This is a genomic window from Segatella hominis, assembly GCF_019249725.2.
Taxonomy (GTDB): domain Bacteria; phylum Bacteroidota; class Bacteroidia; order Bacteroidales; family Bacteroidaceae; genus Prevotella.
Map to the genome: position 1 here is coordinate 2,306,254 of NZ_CP137559.1, position 18,275 is coordinate 2,324,528.

An 18,275-nucleotide genomic window follows, 5' to 3' on the forward strand; every position below is an offset into this window, starting at 1 on the left:
TTCATGGAGTGTTATCGAGAACTCCACTACTATGGCATCTGCTGACTTCTCACGGCAAGCTTTACTCCATGACTTTCGTAAAAGCAACTAATCGCCATGTCCGTGAGACCTCCTCGGATAAGGGCTTATTCTTTCCATCTTATACCCACTTCATTTACACCAACCATTCCGAATAGCTATAGGACTTTGATTTGTTTGGCAATCTCATCCATGGTCAAATGCCTTGTATGAAGTTTCTGTGCGTTAGGTCAGATGTTTGCCGCAAGCTTCTTTCAGATTCCACCTCGCAATGGACACCCTTGCTATTGGCTATACGATTCCCGCTATTGGGGCTCGTTAGGGACTTGCACCCATTAGAATAAGCTCATGCCGAGCATACCAAAAAAAGCACACAACCGAATCGTTTCCTTTTCAGTTGTGTGCTTTAACTATATATTAACTTAACAACTCTCTTTTGAGAGAGAGGAGCATCAATGAGAGGCTCCTCATCGGCAGGAGATATTACTTAACCTCCTCGAAAATAAAATGCTCTGATAAACAGTATTTTAAAACTTTTATGGTACAAATATGAATGATAATTTAAGGCTTAAAAGCAAGTAAAAACAAGCTAAATATAGATGTTTATGCTCCCATTATGTATTTTCAATAACAAAATATTGTTTTTGGGGGTAAAAGATAGAATATAGTCCTATTACACCTATTATATATATATTTGTTTCTTGTAATCGTCTCTCTGAGAAAACTCGCCAAGCATTCTCAAATGTTAAAAACCACCATAAACACAAAGATTTCCACTCTAAGAATCTCTATATCTCAATCTTTTTCCTTATCTTTGTGTTCAATATTTGGCAATTCTTAAAAAGAAAAGTCAGTCGGTTTTTCATCTAACCTCTGGATATAACATTGGAAGATAAAATCAAACAGCCTTTAACGGCTAATGCTTCATTGTATAATGGGCAACCTACCGACACAGGTTCATCGTGTCCAAGTGCAAGACTTACCTCTTGTACGCCCTCCATCTCAAAGAACAAAGGTGGGGTGTCGGTAGAGAATGTGCCTTCACAAGACAAGCAATGGTTCGTTCTGCGCGTTTCGTATGGGCGTATTATCAAGGCAAAAGCATTGGTAGAAGCTAAAGGATTGGAATGTTATGTTCCTTTGCGATATAAAGAGGTAAGAAAGAAAGGAAAGAAGCGAATCATAACGGAGCCTCTTCTCTCCTCTTTTCTCTTTGTTCATGCAACCGCAGAACAAGTAGATTCTCTTTTGCAAGATAAGAGCATCAAGGCTTTTGAAAATAAAGCTTTGTTGAGTTACTATTACGACCATACCTCACATTGTGAAAATGCACCAACCAAGAATCCACCCCTTATCATCTCTGATGCTGATATGGACAATTTTATCCATTTAACCTCTATACATAATCCTCATATCATCCCTGTTACTTCAGAGAATATCAAATACAAGCTAGGGGATAATGTTGTGATTACAGATGGAGAGTTTAAGGATATTCGGGGTAGAGTGGCAAGAATTGCTGGACAGCAGAGAGTTGTTGTAGAATTATTTGAAGGATATTTTGTTGCAACAGCATATATTCCGAAGGAGGCTATGAGAATAGATGAGTTTTTTTATAAACAAAAGAGGTCTTCGGGGAACCTTTAGGGCATTTGAAAGCCGAGTTGTACACTATAGGGCTTAGCACCAAAGGAATGACAGATGAAGATATAACTTGGAAATATCCCAATAGTATAACTCTCTATAGCGATTTTTTCAAGACTGTCATTGTAAAAGGTGGGAAATCGGAGATTGGACAAATGCACAGATATGATGTTATGTATAGCTGGGGCTGTCCTAAAAGACAAAGGTGTTAACTTCACATTTATTGCTCAGAATTTCAAAAATTGGACAATGGATGAGCTAATGGCCTGGGGGAAAACAACCTACAAGGTGTTGAGTCTTGCAGATTTTTAAGAAAGATATTTTATTATGGATATTTCGCATTTGAATAAACAACAACAATTAGCCATCTGTTCAACAGAAGGAAAAGTACGAGTGATAGCTGGTGCTGGTACAGGTAAAACACTTGTACTTGTAAATCGCTATGCTTATTTAGTCAATGTTTTAGGAATCGACCCACATAATATATTATGCCTTACATTTACCAACAAAGCGTCCCAAGAAATGAGGAGCCGCCTTACTGATATGTTTGGAATAGACATAAAGGATAGTTTTGTCGGAACATTGCATAGCTTCTGCTTGAATTTTCTTAGAAATAACTATGCCCAGGTAGGATTATCGGAAGGCTTTACAGTTATGGACAGGGAAGACTGCGTGGCTTTGGCAAAAGATGTTTTGAAGGAGAAACGTGGTGCTAAAAGTTTTGTTTATGAAATTTCAGATTGGAAATATTCTATTAAAAACGATTATATTAAAATCATAGACAATGCAAGGAAGCAAGGAAAAGGTGATTCCTTTTCAAATCCAAAGTGTCAGTTCGTTTGCAGACAACAAGAAATGAATATGGCTGATTATGATGATTTGCTTCTATATACATATTCCATACTAATGAGCAATAAAGAAATATGCCAAGAATGGTCAGAGAAATTTGACTATATCATGGTAGACGAAGCTCAAGATTGTAGTATGGTAGACTGGAGTATTATTAATAAATTATCTTCTGTATCTGGGAATTTATTTGTTGTTAGAGATCCTGATCAGTGCATATATCAATGGCGTGGTGCTGCTCCACGATATCTTGTTGAGTTCAGACCGGATGTTGATATTATTCTTAACGAAAACTATCGTTCTACCCAGAGTATTTTGAATGTAGCTAATGATGTAATTTCTCATAATAAAATGAGAGTGCCTAAGGATCTGTATTCAAAAAAAGACAAGGGGGCAAAGTCTGAATTATTCTACCTACAAAATGATAATAAAGAAGGTGAAGAGATTGCGCATCTTATAGAAAAGGAACACAAAATTGAACCTTACAACAAGATGGCTATCCTTTATAGAAACTCTTCTGTTTCTAATCACATAGAGCGAGCTCTTACTTCTGCCAAGATTCCATATACAATATGGGGTGGTGTGCGTTTTTATGAAAGAAGGGAAATTAAAGACATCTTAGCTTATTTGAGATTGGTCACTTCAAAAGACGATTTGGCTTTTAAAAGAATCATTAATGTACCATCAAGACATATTGGTCCAGCTAGTCTTAATAAAATTATACAAACAGCAAGTGAACATAATGTATGTCTGTTTGACGCATTGCCTTATGCTGAATTGAAAATGGACAAGAAAAAGAGTCTGATAAGATTTAAAGACGATATAAATAATCTCATTAGGTTTTCTTCTACAGAATCTATTGCGGATTTGATAAGCAAGATAGTTGAGATGTTTCAATTGAAGGAATGGTATGAAAACGACGAAGACCGCATTGAGAATATAGAAGAACTGAAACGTTCTGCTATATTGTACATGACCAAAATGAAGAATCAAAATAAGCAATTTGACTTAAAAGGTTTCTTACAAGACATATCACTTTATACAAATGTCGATAAAGAATTTACGAACGACACAATTCGGCTGATGACAATACACCAATCTAAAGGTTTGGAGTTTTCTTGTGTTTTTCTGTGTGGATTGACAGATGGAATATTACCAAGTATAAGGACAATAGAAGAATCTGGCAATATTGGTATGGAAGAAGAAAGACGGTTGATGTATGTAGCTTTGACACGCGCAAAAAGTAAGTTATACCTTACATGTGCAAAGGGCTTTTCATATTATGGCGAAATGAATCCATCCAGATTCCTCAATGAAATTAATCAGAAGTATTTAGATATTCATATGGATATGGAAGATAAAAATACGACAAATGAAGATGGCATCATATCCGATATTTCTGATGTTGGACATATTCAGAAGTCAGTCCAAACAAACATATCTACCATTAACTATATTTTTGGGCCATATAAACATGGGGATATCGTCAAACATTATAAGTATGGAATTTGTGAATTTGATAAATATATAGATAGCCAGAGATGTACAATCGTTCAACGCACAAGATCTATAAATGTTATGATTAGTCAACTTTTTAAAATCAATAAGGAGAATTTTAACTTTATGAAAGGACAATATGTTGAATGTCCTGGACTTGGTGTGTGCAGATACGTTAGAGATTTGTATGCTTTAACATGCATTGTGGAACACAATGGGCATGAATGCTCTGCGAGTAAATACGATTTACATAAAGTTGATGAGAATAGTTTCTTTAAGTACCATCGAAAATATATAGTTGGAGATATTATAAAATATGAAAACAAATTTGGTGAAGTGTCAAAATGTGAAATTGAAGGTGTAAAACTTCATTTAAATAATAATATTGAGGATGATATAACATTATCTGTAGCAACACAAGGCATACGTCTTGTCATGCATCCGTCTGCCAATAAAACATATTGGGCAAATGATAATGATGAGTTACGTGTCCTTGCCTATAGAAAGACGGAAAAAGATGAAAATGGGATATGGATAATTGGAGAAGATGAAAAAGGGAACGAGATAAGACTACGTCCAAGTACTTTCTTGTCTTCAAAATATATGGTCTTGAAGAAGGACATTGCTTTTTTGAAACGGATATATGATAAAATATCAAAGTTAAATGCTTTGATAAGTTCTAATTCTTCTCAATTTTCCAAATTGAATAATCCTTTCAAAAACTTAGATACTCCTCAGGAAGGAGATATCATAAGAATTAGGACCAAGTACTACATATTTATAGCGATGAGAGCGGGGAAATTGGTCTGCAAAAAACTTTCTTCTCAAAAACAACTAGAGATAACTTGTGAAAACATGGAAATCATTGTTTGTCCTAATGACAGTATGTTTTATAAAGATAAAAATAAGTATTATTATTTTGATGGGTTTAGGGTTGTTGGTTCGCATCTCCAGTTAGCAGGTGTAATTATCGAAAGAGGTAAATGTAAACCTTCTTATATTGATATTCGAAAAATGAGCATAAACACCATGGAAGTATGCTCCGAAAAAGATTTCTGGGAAAATTGCAAAGACAAAGTGGGTTATGTTACATATCGTTTTAAAATAAAGTGACTATGACAGACTATAGATTAAATACAAAGCAACAGGAAGCAGTTGAGGCAACAGAGGGACGAGTTAAAGTTGTTGCTGGTGCAGGATCGGGAAAAACTTCTGTACTTGTTCATCGCTATGCATATCTCATAAATGAGTTAGGAATAAATCCTGATAATATATTGTGCATGACATTTACCAATAAGGCTGCAGCCGAAATGAAAAATCGCATCGCAAAATTGACGAATTCGTATAATGTCAATGATTTCGTATGCACAATTCACGGTTTTTGTGTAAAGTTCATACGTAAAGAAGGATACCGTATCGGTTTTCCAAAGAACTTTTATATTTTGGATGAAGAGGATGAGAAGGCTCTCGCTATTCAAGTTATGGACGAATGTGGAATAAGGCGAAGTGAAGAAACCGTAAAAGGCTTCTTGAGAGATATTCGGGGAGGTAAAAGTAATTCTCCTTATATTTCAGACTTATGGATTGGAAAAACAGAAAATATTTCATCTTATTCAGAATCGTTTTGCAAATATGTAATGAAGCAACTGAAGTTTTTTAGCTTAGATTTCGAAGATTTGATAAAACTAACAATCTACATATTGAAAAAATTTGATGAAGCACGTCTTTTTTGGCAGGATAAACTGAACTATATCATGATTGATGAAGCACAGGATTGTAATGTTGATGAATGGAGAATCGTTAAAATACTTGCTGCTTTTTACCAAAATCTTTTCATTGTGGGTGACCCTGATCAATGTATATATGAATGGAGAGGTGCAAAACCAGAGTATTATGTAAGTTTTGAAGCTGACAAACTAATTATTTTAGATGAGAATTATCGTTCAACGCCCAATATACTCAACGTTGCCAATTCAATAATTGTACACAACAAGATGCGTATCAAAAAGAATTTGACAACAAATCTAATTGAAGGGAAGATAGTGTTGCACTATCATGGCAAAGATGAGAAAGACGAGAGCGATTGGATTGCAAAACAGATAAAAAACTTGATTGATGCAGGGACAACTCCTAAAGACTTTGCTATACTTTATCGTGCCTCTTATTTGTCACGTTCTATAGAGCAAGCTCTTGTGAAAAAAGATTTAAAATATACAATATGGGGCGGAATACGTTTCTTTGAAAGAAAGGAGATAAAAGACTCATTAGCCTACCTTAAACTCTTAGCTTTTGAAGATGATTTGTCTTTCATTAGGATAATCAACCTTCCGAAGCGTTCATTTGGCAAAGCATCTATGGAAAAACTTCAAGCAATAGCCGAAGAAAAGCAATGTTCGTTGATGGATGCATTGCGTCAGAACATAGATAGACCTGAGTTCAACAAGGAGCCTTTGAAAAAATTCTTGGCTCTCTTTAAAAAAGCCAAGAAGTTATCTAATAAAGTCTCTTTATCAGACCTCTTTGATTATATGCTAACAGAAAGCGGCTTAAAAGAAGAACTTCGCTTTACTGCTGATGAGGAAAGACTAGAGAACATCGCAGAGTTAGCATCTTCAATTAAAAATTATGAGGAGTTGAATGAAAATGAAGATGATGTAACTTTGGAAACTTATCTTCAAGATATTGCATTATATACTAATGCAGATTATAAGAAAGAAGGAACTTCGATTAAATTAATGACGATCCACCAATCAAAAGGTTTAGAGTTTCCATATGTATTTGTTTGTGGGTTAAGTGAAGGTATTTTCCCAAGTCATCGCTCCATTCGTGAACGTAGAAAAAATGGAGAAGAGGAAGAACGTCGCCTTATGTATGTAGCAGTAACGCGAGCTGAAAAAGCCCTATTTCTTACAGAATCAGAAGGCTTTAATCGTGCTACAAAATCAAATAAATATCCCTCAAGGTTCCTTATGGAGATTGGTGATAATCTACTGAAAGTTGAAGGGAATATAGATCCAGCTTTACTAGAAGGAACAAAAAGTCTTGTGAAACAAATAGATGAAGAAATAACCTTGCACACCAATAGCACAAAATTTGCTGTTGGTGACAAGGTTGAACATAAGGTCTTTGGTATAGGAGAAATTATAGAGGCTATACCAGAAAGAGATTCCTACAAAGTGTTATTTGAAAAAGGAAAACGGAACTTAGTAGGTAGGGTATTAAGACACATATAAATATTAATTATGGATAGTAAAAATTCCAATTTTCAAAAGCTTTATGCGGTATGTAAAGAATTTAGAGAAAAGATTGATAAATGTGTTAACGAACATCGAAATTTATTTATCAATTTTCCTCATGGCTATTGTGACCATATCTGTATCTGGGCATATGACTACTTGACATCAAAAGGTTATACAAACATAGAATTTCATATTCACGATCCGTTTTTACCTGACAGAGTTGGAAGTCATGTCTGGCTATATTGGAATGATTTCAATATGGATTTCTCTTGCGACCAATTTAGCTTAAAAAGTGGAGAACAATATGCTTCTGTTATTGTTGCAGAAACGAAATATGATAAAAATGGGTATGTCATAAGAAATAGATATACACCAGAACATGTAACAATTTCAGACAGAAAGAGTCAGGTATTATTAGAATATAATCCTTCACGGGTATTATATGCTTGGCCAAATTCAATAAAAGAGCGTGATATTGTTTACAAGGAGTTAGGATTAGATTTTGAGTTTTGATTATTGACTGGTAAGGTTAATCGTGGATAAAAACATATGTGATAAACAGAAACTTTTCAACTGTGTATTAAATCAGGTCGCAGCATCTTTTAAGAAGATATATCGATGGGAGATATGCTAAAAATCATCGTTATAGCAAACATCATTTGGGTGATTTTTTGAAAGAACTTGACCTCACGGAGAACCGTTTCACAGGTGTCCCAGTAACCCAAAAACAAAGTTTGCGGAGAATATTCTGTACGTGACATTTTCGAAGCGACTGATGATTATTTAACGTTCTTGGGTACAGTTCCTGATTATGAAGGGAGTTGTGATAGTTCGAAAACATATGCACTTGGTTCGGAAACAAAAAGTTTGGAAACAAAGAACTTAATTATTAATATTATAAGACATGCCCCATACATGATTGCCGCAGAAATTGCAATGCAATTAAATATGTCTTCACGAGGGATAGAAAAGCAAAAAGGATAAAATAAAAGGGAATGGAATATATCACTATTTCAACTCTAGTTAGTAAGACAAGTAAACTCTATAAGAAAGAATAATATATGATAGAACTCGAACTACAACAATACCTCCTTCGCGAGTACCCACAAGAAAATGCTCACTGCGAATGGAAGGAATTTAAGAATCTGAAGAACTCGTTCTGTGGGGACGAGAAAGATGATGTCGTTTCCTACGTGTCAGCTATCTCTAACATGGAGGGAGGACATCTTGTGATAGGTGTAAAAGATAAAACGTTGGAAATAGTCGGAACTGATATTTCGAGACTTACTTTCAATGGACAACCAGCTAACACGCAGTCGGCAACGTTCAAACTCACAGAACAATGCACTTATCTTTCATCTGAAGGTCTAAGCATTGAGGAGTTTATAACCGATGATACAAATAAGCGAATATGGATAATACATATTCCAAAGCACTTGCCTCGTCGCCCTGTCCTTGCCCACAAGAAGGCATGGCAACGCATAGAAGATTCGTTGGTGGAATTGACCCAAGAAAGAATGGCTGTCATTCTTGAAGAACCAATCTATGCAGCGAAGGACTGGTCTGCAGAAATTGTACCTGATGCTACAATGGACGATTTGGATGAGGTAGCTACTGCCAAGGCTCGAATGATGTTCAAGAAAGTCCATAGTCGCATACCTGCAGAAGAAGTGAATGCTTGGAATGTTCAAACATTCTTAAGCAAGTGTGGATTGACAAGAAATGGTGGCATAACTCGGGCTGCTATCATTTTGTTGGGCAAATATGAATCGGCTTTCAAACTGCGTCCTGCAGTTGTACAGGTTACTTGGACACGGCGAGACAAGAATCAGGAAGTGGTTGACTACGAACACTTCACCGTACCTTTTATATTAACGGTGGACGAAATCCTATCAAAGATTGAGAATCTGACATTACGTGAAATGCCTGGAGGTACACTTTTCCCCGACACGATGAAACAGTATGATGACTACACCATTCGTGAGGCACTTCATAACTGTATTGCCCATCAAGACTACACTCTTCAACAGCGTATCAATTTCGTGGAGAATCCAGGATATCTGTATTATTCCAATGCTGGCACATTCATTCCTGGAACTTTGGAGAATGTTTTGAGGAACGAAGAGCCTCAGACGCATTTCCGTAATGAATGCCTGTGTAGGGCTATGGTAGATTTCAACATGATAGATACCGTAAGCCGTGGTATCAAGAAAATGTTCAATGAGCAATGGCGCAGACATTTTCCTATGCCAGACTATGAGATTGACCAAATCAAGAAAAAAGTCGTTGTCCGCATTTATGGCAATGAAATCAACAAACGATACACTGATTTGTTGAAGACCAATGACACCCTTTCACTTTGGGATTGCATCTCGCTTGATGCTGTACAAAAAGGCAGAACCATTCATGAAGATGTAGCACATGACTTGCTCAAACGTGGACTGATAGAAGGGGAGGCTCCGCATTACAGCATTTCTCTTAGCATTGCCAAGAACACTCACCAGCTGCCTTCTTACACAAAAACAAAAGGACTGGATAAGGAGAAGTTGCGCCAAATGGTTCTACAATATCTCGGCAATGCAGGAGATGAAGGTGCCAAACGAGATAGTATATACGAATATCTGAAGGATGTACTACCAGCCAATAAGACGGAGGAACAACAACTTCGTTATGTTGGCAGACTATTAGTAGAATTGAATGAAGAAAAACAGATAGACAGAATCGGGTTAAAGTGGATATTGAAAGACTACAATCGGTCGGTTTAATCATAATCCGACCGAAAAATCCAAAATCCGACCGAAAATCCGACCGTTTGAAGATATTCCGACCGGAAACTACCCAATAGAACGCTATATCTAACACAGATATTCAATACAAACCCAAAGAATAGGAAATATGTTATTAGGAAACAAGATAAGGTCTCTTAGAGACGAACAAGGAATATTGCAACGCCAAGTGGCTGCATATTTAGAAATAGTCCTTCTTTCTCAAGACAAAAAAAGCACACAACCGAATCGTTTCCTTTTCAGTTGTGTGCTTTAACTATATATTAACTTAACAACTCTCTTTTGAGAGAGAGGAGCATCAATGAGAGGCTCCTCATCGGCAGGAGATATTACTTAACCTCCTCGAAGTCAGCGTCCTGAACATCCTGAGCGCCACCATTGCCGCCCTGTGCCTGCTGACCGCCCTGAGCACCCTGTGCACCAGGACCAGCCTGCTGACCACCCTGATACATCTGCTGAGAAGCTGCCTGCATTACGGTGTTCAAGTTGTTGATGGCAGTATCGATAGCTGCAACATCACCAGCCTTGTGAGCATCCTTCAACTGCTGCAATGCCTGCTCGATACCTGGCTTCTTGTCTGCAGGAATCTTATCACCGTTATCCTTCAAGAAGTTCTCGGTGGTGAAGATCATAGAGTCTGCCTGGTTCATCTTGTCAATCTTCTCGCGCTCAGCCTTATCAGCAGCAGCATTCTGCTCAGCCTCAGCCTTCATGCGGTTGATCTCATCCTCGCTCAAGCCAGATGAAGCCTCGATGCGGATGCTCTGCTCCTTACCGGTAGCCTTATCCTTAGCAGATACGTTCAAGATACCGTTAGCATCGATATCGAAGGTAACCTCAATCTGAGGAACACCACGACGAGCTGGAGCAATACCTGTCAAGTTGAACTGACCGATACTCTTGTTCTGAGCTGCCATTGGACGCTCACCCTGCAATACGTGGATGGTAACCTCTGTCTGGTTATCAGCTGCAGTAGAGAACACCTCGCTCTTCTTGCAAGGGATAGTTGTATTAGCATCGATGAGCTTAGTCATCACACCACCCATAGTCTCGATACCGAGAGTCAATGGAGTAACGTCGAGCAATACGATGTCGCCAACACCCTCTTCCTTATTCAAGATGGCACCCTGGATAGCTGCACCAACTGCAACAACCTCATCAGGATTTACACCCTTAGAAGGCTCCTTGCCGAAGTAGTTCTTAACGAGTGTCTGAACGGCTGGGATACGGCTTGAACCACCAACCAAGATAACCTCATCGATATCTGATGTAGAGAGCTTAGCATCACGAATAGCATTCTGGCAAGGTACGAGACAAGCCTGAATCAAGTTGTGAGCCAACTGCTCGAACTGTGCACGAGTCAAAGTCTTAACCAAGTGCTTAGGCATACCGTCAACGGCTGTGATGTAAGGCAAGTTGATTTCGGTAGATGTAGAGCTTGACAACTCAATCTTAGCCTTCTCAGCAGCTTCCTTCAAACGCTGCATAGCCATAGGGTCCTTGCGGAGATCTACGCCTTCCTCAGCCTTGAAGCCATCAGCCAACCAGTTGATGATTACCTGGTCGAAGTCATCACCACCGAGGTGAGTATCACCATTGGTAGAAAGAACCTCGAATACACCGCCACCGAACTCCAAGATAGAGATATCGAATGTACCACCACCCAAGTCGAATACGGCGATCTTCATATCCTTGTTAGCCTTGTCAACACCATAAGCCAAAGCAGCAGCTGTAGGCTCATTGACAATACGCTGAACGTTCAAGCCTGCAATCTGACCAGCCTCCTTAGTAGCCTGACGCTGTGAGTCAGAGAAGTAAGCAGGAACTGTAATAACTGCATCTGTAACCTCCTGTCCGAGATAATCCTCAGCGGTCTTCTTCATCTTCTGAAGAACCATTGCAGAAATCTCCTGTGGAGTATATTTGCGACCCTCGATTTCAACACGTGGATAACCACCCTCGTTTACTACTGTGTAAGGCATTGCCTCAGCCTCTTTCTGGCTCTGAGCGTATGTCTCACCCATGAAACGCTTGATAGAATATACAGTGTTCTTAGGGTTTGTGATGGCCTGACGCTTAGCAGGATCACCTACCTTGCGATCACCATCCTTAACGAAACCTACTACTGATGGAGTAGTACGCTTACCTTCACTATTAGCGATTACAACTGGTTCGCTACCTTCGAAAACGGCAACACAACTGTTTGTGGTACCCAAGTCAATTCCAATTACTTTTCCCATGATTATATCTTTTTTTATTTTTATCGTTATTAATAATGTTTATCATGTGAACGCTGTCTCAGGAAAGTCTGCCGAAGATATGCATCTATCAGGAACTCTCCCCCGACGGTCACGCTAACATAGTTAACAAAGCGTGTGCCAAGGAAAAGACAGAAGGGCACAACTGACAAAAGAGCGAGAAATGTCAGATAAGAGCATAAAAGAAATGACAAGATGGCAGATTTCGTATGTCATAAGCGCATTTTTCCAGATAATTACTTGGCATTATCAAGGATTATCTGTAATTTTGCAGAGAATTATTCATAAGATTATTATAACATCAGTTTTTTAATGGGAAGAAACAAATACTCCGCAGGAGAAATCAAGGAAATCGGCAAATTGCTCCGATTGAAAAACGCTGGTAACAGACTCCAGCAGAAGCAGATTCGCCATGACCTTCGTGTAGATTACGAATTTAATATATCCGACTTCAACGAACCAGGCAAGGCTTTCGGCGAAGAGAAACTTCAGGCTGCCATCAAGCGTGGTGCCATCCAGATTCTTGATGATGCTACTATCGAGGCGATGAAAGCCAAACGTGCCCGTGACAAGGCTCGCGACGAGGCTGAAAAACAGAAGGAAGCTGTTGCAAGCGGAGAGCAAACCGACTGGAAGGAAGCCATGAAAGAATGGAAGGAATATTATGAAAGGTAAAAAGGTAAAAAAGTAAAAAGGTAAAAAGGTAAAAAAAGGGCTGAATAACTGAAGACTGAAGGGCTGAAGGGATGAAGACTGAAGGACTGAAGGTTATAAAGGACAAATTAAAGAACTATACTGATAATTAAATATTATGGCAAAAGTATTGATTAAGACTTCTGAAGGCGATATCAAAGTACGCCTTTATGATGAGACCCCTCAACATCGCGACAACTTTATCAAGTTGGCTAAAGAGGGATATTTCGACGGCACTCTCTTCCATCGTGTCATCAAGGATTTCATGATTCAGGGCGGTGATCCGGAGAGTAAGAATGCTCCTAAGGGCAAAATGTTAGGAACAGGTGGTCCTGACTACACGATTCCTGCAGAATTTGTTTATCCTCAACTTTTCCATAAGCGTGGCGCACTGAGCGCTGCGAGATTGGGAGATGAGGTAAATCCTGAGCGCGAAAGCAGCGGAAGCCAGTTCTATATCGTATGGGGAAAAACCTACAAGATGAATGAACTCAAGCAGATGGAGAAACAGATGGGCATGCAGATGGAGCAAAACATATTCAACCAGCTTGCCAAAGAACACCACGATGAGATCATGAACTTCCGTCGCAACCGCGACCGCCAGGGATTGATGGAATTGCAGGATCAGCTGGTGGATGAAACCAAGAAACGCTGCAAGGAGGAAGGTTACCCTAAATTTACCGATGAACAGGTGAAAACCTACACCGAGATGGGCGGTACTCCTTTCCTTGACAACCAATATACTGTATTCGGCGAAGTAGAAGAAGGTCTCGACGTCGTGGAGAAAATCCAGAATTGCGAGACGCTCAGAGGTGATCGTCCGAAAGAGGATATCAGCATGGTAGTTTCCCTTATCGAGGAATAATCCTAAAGAAATATTGGCAACAGAAAATATTGTCACTTTGTCTGTATCGGCAACTATTCATTCGTATTATATATAATAATGTACGTAACGAAGCAAGTTCGACACGTAAGAAAACAAAATTAATAATAACTAACAAATCAGAAACAATGATGACAAAAACCAACATGATGAAGAGTGTCATGATGCTCTTGGCGATAGCCGGTTCCAACTACAGCTATGCCCAGCAAGCAACTGTGGTAGTAAGCAACACAACTGCTGCCCAGCGAATGGAACTCGTAGAAGTAAGCATGGCTGATGTGAAAGCTAAGCTATCAAATGCAACTCCTGGCAAAGGACAGGCTTATGTGGTAAAGAATACCCGCGGACAGCAAATCGGTTCACAGATTACCCACGATGGTAAGTTGCTCATCGACGCCAGTGTGCGTCCTCATAGCGCAGCTACCTTCTATATCAGCATAGAGAAGCCATATCCTCAGAAAGTATGGACTACAGGCGCTCTCTATAAGATGAGAAAGGACGACCTGGCTTGGGAGAACGACCGATGCGCCTATCGTGTTTACGGACCAGCATTGCAGCGTTCTGGCGAGCGCTCTTTCGGCACTGATGTTTGGGTAAAGAACACGCCTGATACGGTGGTAAACATCCGATACATCAAGAACCAGAAAGCCTGGGAAAACATGTGCAGAGTGGATGCAAAGAAAAAGGCAATAGAAAAGCAACTCAAAACAGAGAAAAATCCTACTAAGATTGCCAAACTCAAAGATCAGATTAAGGCTGTAGAAGCAGAAGGAAAAGAGGGTAATATCCGCAACTCATTCCACCTCGACCAGGGCAACGGACTCGACCCATATCGCGTAGGTGCTACTTTGGGTCTCGGTGCACCAAGTCTTATGATTGGTAACGAACAGATATTACCTTATTGCTATAAGGATTACAAGATCTTAGACAATGGTCCTCTCAGATTTACCGTTGAACTGACCTACAATCCTTCTACCGTGGGCGATCAGAAGAACGTAGTAGAACACCGTATCATCTCTCTCGACAAGGGCAGCAACTTCAATAAGATGACAGTCTGGTATGATGGTCTCACCCACCCTACCGACTTTGCTACAGGTTTCCCTATCCATGAGGAAGATACCGAGACTAAAACTTTCGCAAAAGACTACGTAAGTTATGCAGACCCTACCGACAATATGGAAGGTAACCAGTCTCAGGTATATGTAGGTGTACTCTTCCCTTATGGCATTGACAATACCTACTACCAGCTTTTCGATAAGAAGCACGACGGCGCTACCGGTCATGCGTTAGGCATCAAGACTGGCTTGAAGGACGGAGAAAAGTTCAGCTATTACTTCGGAGCTGCATGGAGCAAATATGATGTTCGCAGCTATACAGAATGGCAGATTCGCATCAAGGATTATCTTGAAGCATTGAAAACTCCGCTAAAAGTTGAGATCAAGTAAAAAGGAAACTTTAAAGCGAAAGAGATAAAACATCCCCTTAGTGAAAGCCTGATTCAGGCTATCTCTAAGGGGATTTTTCTGCTATATAAATAATAGCAATATAATCATTACTATATAATATCTCAATAGATGAATGAGAAATTACTTACTCATCTCAAAGCCTACACGTACGCCATCATAGTTCTTGGTGATATTGCCGATAGTGCCAAGTGTAGAATTACCGCTGAGAGCAGTCAATGTCTGAACCAAGGTAAGGAGTTTCTTGGATTCAAAGAGAAGGCTGACACCATTGGTTGTCTGGGTAGCATAGCCGGAAACGCTGAACAGGAGTCCCTTCATTGTGATGGCAGGGGGTGTAAATTAAACTGTGTCAAGGCTTGTTCTTAACTTTCATTCCCACTCCCTGCTGGGGGCATGCCCCCAGCAGGGAAGCCTTTTCGGCTGCAAAGTTACATAATTTTAAATCTATCTCCAAATTTTATTGCCAATTGTTGAGAAAGTTGTCCCCAATTTGCCAGTGGCATAGTCCATTTCTTACGGATGTTGCGGTAAGCTAAGTACACAAGCTTCTCCAAAGAATTATCCGTAGGAAAGACCCCTTTAGTCTTTGTGACCTTTCTTACCTGTCTGTGATACCCCTCAACCGTATTGGTCGTATAAATGAGTTTACGGATGGCTGGAGTATATTGGAAATACTCTGTCAGACGTTCCCAATTGTCACGCCATGACTTGATGACAATTGGGTACATCTCTCCCCACTTAGACTCTAACAGGTCTAAATTAGCAGCAGCGGAGTCTTTGTTTACTGCACCATATACTGTTCTTAAATCCTTGATAAACTCCTTTTGATGCTTACTGCCAACATACTTGATAGAATTGCGTATCTGATGGACAATACAGAGCTGCACAGAACTCTCAGGAAATACGCTTTGGATGGCATCTGGGAAGCCTTTGAGACCATCAATACAACAAATCAAGATGTCTCGAACACCACGGTTCTGAAGATCCGTAAGAACTTCTAGCCAGAAGTTAGCTCCTTCACTCTTAGACACATACATACCTAACAGTTCTTTTTGGCCTTCCTTGTTGATACCAAGAATGTTGTAAATGGCTCGTGTGACAGCTCTGCCATTCTCATCCTTTACCTTATAATGGATAGCATCAAGCCAGCAAATGGCATATACAGGATCGAGCATGCGAGACTTCCAGACGGTGATTTCGGGTAATACACGGTCTGTTATAGAGCTGATAGTATCGGCTGATAGAGTTGTGTTGAACTCACGCTCAAAGTAGCTGCTGATGTCACGTGTGCTGGTGCCCATGGCGTACATCTCAATAATCTGGTCTGCCATGCCATTGGCAAGAATAGTCTCACGCTTCTTTACGGTCTCAGGTTGGAAAGTTCCGTCTCGGTCACGAGGAGTCTCTATAGTGACCTCACCATATTTTGTTTGAACCTTCTTACTCATCTTACCATTACGACGGTTGCCGGAAGAGCGTTCCTCTTCACTTAAATGAGCGTCCATCTCACCTTCGAGAGCTGAGTTGAGAATACGCTCTAACAATGGAGCTAATGCTCCGTCCTTGCCAAATAAGGCTTCACCACTACGCAACTGCTGAGCTGCTTTCTTGTAATCAATTTCTAAGTTGTCCATAATATAAAAACTGTGTTAAACTACTTTTATTGTAGCTTGACACAGTTTAATTTACACTCTCTGATGGCATGTGTCTTCTCATCAAAAGTATAAGTACCTCTCCATGACTTGCCATCTATTTTTGACTCAAAACTTCCATCCGTATTAAACTTGAAGTAAGTGTTTGAGCCGGAGAAACCTGCTTTCTTGTAATAACCTTCCAACTGCTCCTCTATCTTATTAGCTGCAATTTCGCCGCCAGCTTTGGCAAGCAGATTCTCTGAAGTAAAAGCACAACCTGGCTTGCTGTATTTCCATGTATGAGCGCAAAGACTCTCTTTGCTGAAAGTACTAGAGCCGATTACATTGTTCAGAATTCCATTGATAATGGTTCCTGCAGTACTGCCTGTGCTACCAGATGTGCCTCCACCAAGCAATCCACCGAGGATACCGGCTATTGCTGAACCAGCTGAGGTAGAAGTAGCAGAAGTTGCTGTTGTAGGAGTTGTTGTTTCTGTTTTTGTTGCTGCAGAAGTACTGGTGGCAGAAGTTGCCGCAGTAGAAGTCTTAGTAGAAGACTTAGTTGAGCTTGTCTTCTTGCTTGTTGTTTTCTTGGTTGTCTTTTTTGTTGTCTTCTTTGTTGTCTTCTTTGTAGTTTTCTTAACAGGAGTACTGATTAACTCTGAAAGAGAGCACTCGCTGAGTTCATTTGCCATACTGCCAGTAGTGCAAGCCAGCACCAAAGCAGTCAATAGAATTACTTTTTTCATACCTTTATTATTTTATATATACCTATATTCCTATGGAATTCTTCATTTCCTTCTCTCTATTTATGCATGGAATTATCCCTGGAAGAAAACAATCTCTTTTAGAAGAAGAATCCATTTTCGACTGCAAAGTTCGCAAAAAAAAATGAAATTTCAGAAGGATTTCCCCATTTTCTCATAGTAATATCCCTATAAATACTACGAATCGTATGAATATAACATGAAAATTGGGATACAAAAGGCTTTCAAATTGACGTAAATCAAAAAATCAACTAAAAGCAGTGCATTTTAATAGGTTTTTCTTTCATTTTCTCTGAGAATGCTCTATCTTTGCAACGTATTCAAATCACAATAGGTTTATCAAAACACATTAGGTTATGAACGATTGTTTAGTAAAGGTTAACGAAGAAAATCAGAATCAGGCAATCAGCAGATGCCAGAGCATTCTTCGTGATCGCCGCGAGGCTCTTGCCTCTAAGGCAAAAAGCAGAAATTAAAGAGATTATCTTTTAAGAGAGATTCTCGTGTGCAGCTTTGTTTTTCTTCCTGAAGGAAAAGGCACTCGTAT

The 18,275-nt window shown here is 39.4% G+C and carries 12 protein-coding genes; 8 read left to right on the forward strand and 4 right to left on the reverse strand.

Going from position 1 to position 18,275, the window contains the following annotated elements:
* The first annotated feature begins 903 nt into the window (after positions 1-903).
* The 5 genes from KUA50_RS09555 (at position 904) to KUA50_RS09575 (ending at position 10,006) form a co-directional block, all read left to right on the forward strand.
* Positions 904-1,662: a UpxY family transcription antiterminator gene (locus KUA50_RS09555; RefSeq protein ID WP_218458190.1), complete on the forward strand. Its 759-nt coding sequence runs from the start codon at positions 904-906 to the stop codon at positions 1,660-1,662.
* Between the two features lie 324 nt (positions 1,663-1,986).
* On the forward strand, positions 1,987-5,115 hold the full coding sequence (locus tag KUA50_RS09560; RefSeq protein WP_218458191.1) for an ATP-dependent helicase: 3,129 nt from the start codon (positions 1,987-1,989) through the stop codon (positions 5,113-5,115).
* Positions 5,116-5,117: 2 nt separating this feature from the next.
* Positions 5,118-7,235: an ATP-dependent helicase gene (locus tag KUA50_RS09565; protein WP_218458192.1), complete on the forward strand. Its 2,118-nt coding sequence runs from the start codon at positions 5,118-5,120 to the stop codon at positions 7,233-7,235.
* 9 nt (positions 7,236-7,244) lie between these two features.
* Positions 7,245-7,754, forward strand: coding sequence for a hypothetical protein (locus KUA50_RS09570; protein ID WP_218458193.1), 510 nt, complete (start codon positions 7,245-7,247; stop codon positions 7,752-7,754).
* A gap of 548 nt (positions 7,755-8,302) precedes the next feature.
* Complete coding sequence (locus KUA50_RS09575; RefSeq protein ID WP_218458194.1) at positions 8,303-10,006, forward strand: RNA-binding domain-containing protein; 1,704 nt, start codon at positions 8,303-8,305, stop codon at positions 10,004-10,006.
* Positions 10,007-10,356: 350 nt separating this feature from the next.
* Here KUA50_RS09575 and dnaK read toward each other — a convergent pair whose 3' ends face one another.
* The gene (gene dnaK, locus KUA50_RS09585; protein WP_218458195.1) at positions 10,357-12,267 is read right to left on the reverse strand and encodes a molecular chaperone DnaK; all 1,911 of its coding nucleotides are present in this window, start codon (positions 12,265-12,267) and stop codon (positions 10,357-10,359) included.
* A 330-nt stretch (positions 12,268-12,597) separates the two neighbouring features.
* Here dnaK and KUA50_RS09590 point away from each other — a divergent pair, with 330 nt between their 5' ends.
* The 3 genes from KUA50_RS09590 (at position 12,598) to KUA50_RS09600 (ending at position 15,306) form a co-directional block, all read left to right on the forward strand.
* Positions 12,598-12,960: a hypothetical protein gene (locus KUA50_RS09590; protein WP_218458196.1), complete on the forward strand. Its 363-nt coding sequence runs from the start codon at positions 12,598-12,600 to the stop codon at positions 12,958-12,960.
* A gap of 136 nt (positions 12,961-13,096) precedes the next feature.
* Positions 13,097-13,843 carry a peptidylprolyl isomerase gene (locus tag KUA50_RS09595; RefSeq protein ID WP_256624386.1) on the forward strand — a complete coding sequence of 249 codons (747 nt, stop codon included), beginning with the start codon at positions 13,097-13,099 and terminating at the stop codon, positions 13,841-13,843.
* 146 nt (positions 13,844-13,989) lie between these two features.
* Positions 13,990-15,306: a DUF4861 domain-containing protein gene (locus KUA50_RS09600; RefSeq protein ID WP_256624387.1), complete on the forward strand. Its 1,317-nt coding sequence runs from the start codon at positions 13,990-13,992 to the stop codon at positions 15,304-15,306.
* Between the two features lie 141 nt (positions 15,307-15,447).
* Here the strand turns inward: KUA50_RS09600 and KUA50_RS09605 are convergent, their stop codons facing one another.
* From KUA50_RS09605 to KUA50_RS09615, 3 genes are all read right to left on the reverse strand, one after another.
* The gene (locus KUA50_RS09605; protein WP_218458197.1) at positions 15,448-15,645 is read right to left on the reverse strand and encodes a lipocalin-like domain-containing protein; all 198 of its coding nucleotides are present in this window, start codon (positions 15,643-15,645) and stop codon (positions 15,448-15,450) included.
* Positions 15,646-15,755: 110 nt separating this feature from the next.
* Positions 15,756-16,961 carry an IS256 family transposase gene (locus KUA50_RS09610; protein WP_218458245.1) on the reverse strand — a complete coding sequence of 402 codons (1,206 nt, stop codon included), beginning with the start codon at positions 16,959-16,961 and terminating at the stop codon, positions 15,756-15,758.
* A 26-nt stretch (positions 16,962-16,987) separates the two neighbouring features.
* A complete protein-coding gene (locus KUA50_RS09615) occupies positions 16,988-17,710 on the reverse strand; it encodes a lipocalin-like domain-containing protein (RefSeq protein ID WP_218457034.1) in 723 nt (240 codons plus the stop codon).
* Positions 17,711-18,275: the final 565 nt, after the last annotated feature.

What these genes read in the sequence shown, in the direction of transcription:
- KUA50_RS09565 (WP_218458192.1), top strand. Translation starts at nt 5,118, where the DNA reads ATGACAGACTATAGATTAAATACAAAGCAACAGGAAGCAGTTGAGGCA.
- KUA50_RS09600 (WP_256624387.1), top strand. Translation starts at nt 13,990, where the DNA reads ATGATGACAAAAACCAACATGATGAAGAGTGTCATGATGCTCTTGGCG.
- KUA50_RS09595 (WP_256624386.1), top strand. Translation starts at nt 13,097, where the DNA reads ATGGCAAAAGTATTGATTAAGACTTCTGAAGGCGATATCAAAGTACGC.
- KUA50_RS09610 (WP_218458245.1), bottom strand. Translation starts at nt 16,961, where the DNA reads ATGGACAACTTAGAAATTGATTACAAGAAAGCAGCTCAGCAGTTGCGT.
- dnaK (WP_218458195.1), bottom strand. Translation starts at nt 12,267, where the DNA reads ATGGGAAAAGTAATTGGAATTGACTTGGGTACCACAAACAGTTGTGTT.
- KUA50_RS09615 (WP_218457034.1), bottom strand. Translation starts at nt 17,710, where the DNA reads ATGAAAAAAGTAATTCTATTGACTGCTTTGGTGCTGGCTTGCACTACT.
- KUA50_RS09570 (WP_218458193.1), top strand. Translation starts at nt 7,245, where the DNA reads ATGGATAGTAAAAATTCCAATTTTCAAAAGCTTTATGCGGTATGTAAA.
- KUA50_RS09575 (WP_218458194.1), top strand. Translation starts at nt 8,303, where the DNA reads ATGATAGAACTCGAACTACAACAATACCTCCTTCGCGAGTACCCACAA.
- KUA50_RS09560 (WP_218458191.1), top strand. Translation starts at nt 1,987, where the DNA reads ATGGATATTTCGCATTTGAATAAACAACAACAATTAGCCATCTGTTCA.
- KUA50_RS09590 (WP_218458196.1), top strand. Translation starts at nt 12,598, where the DNA reads ATGGGAAGAAACAAATACTCCGCAGGAGAAATCAAGGAAATCGGCAAA.
- KUA50_RS09605 (WP_218458197.1), bottom strand. Translation starts at nt 15,645, where the DNA reads ATGAAGGGACTCCTGTTCAGCGTTTCCGGCTATGCTACCCAGACAACC.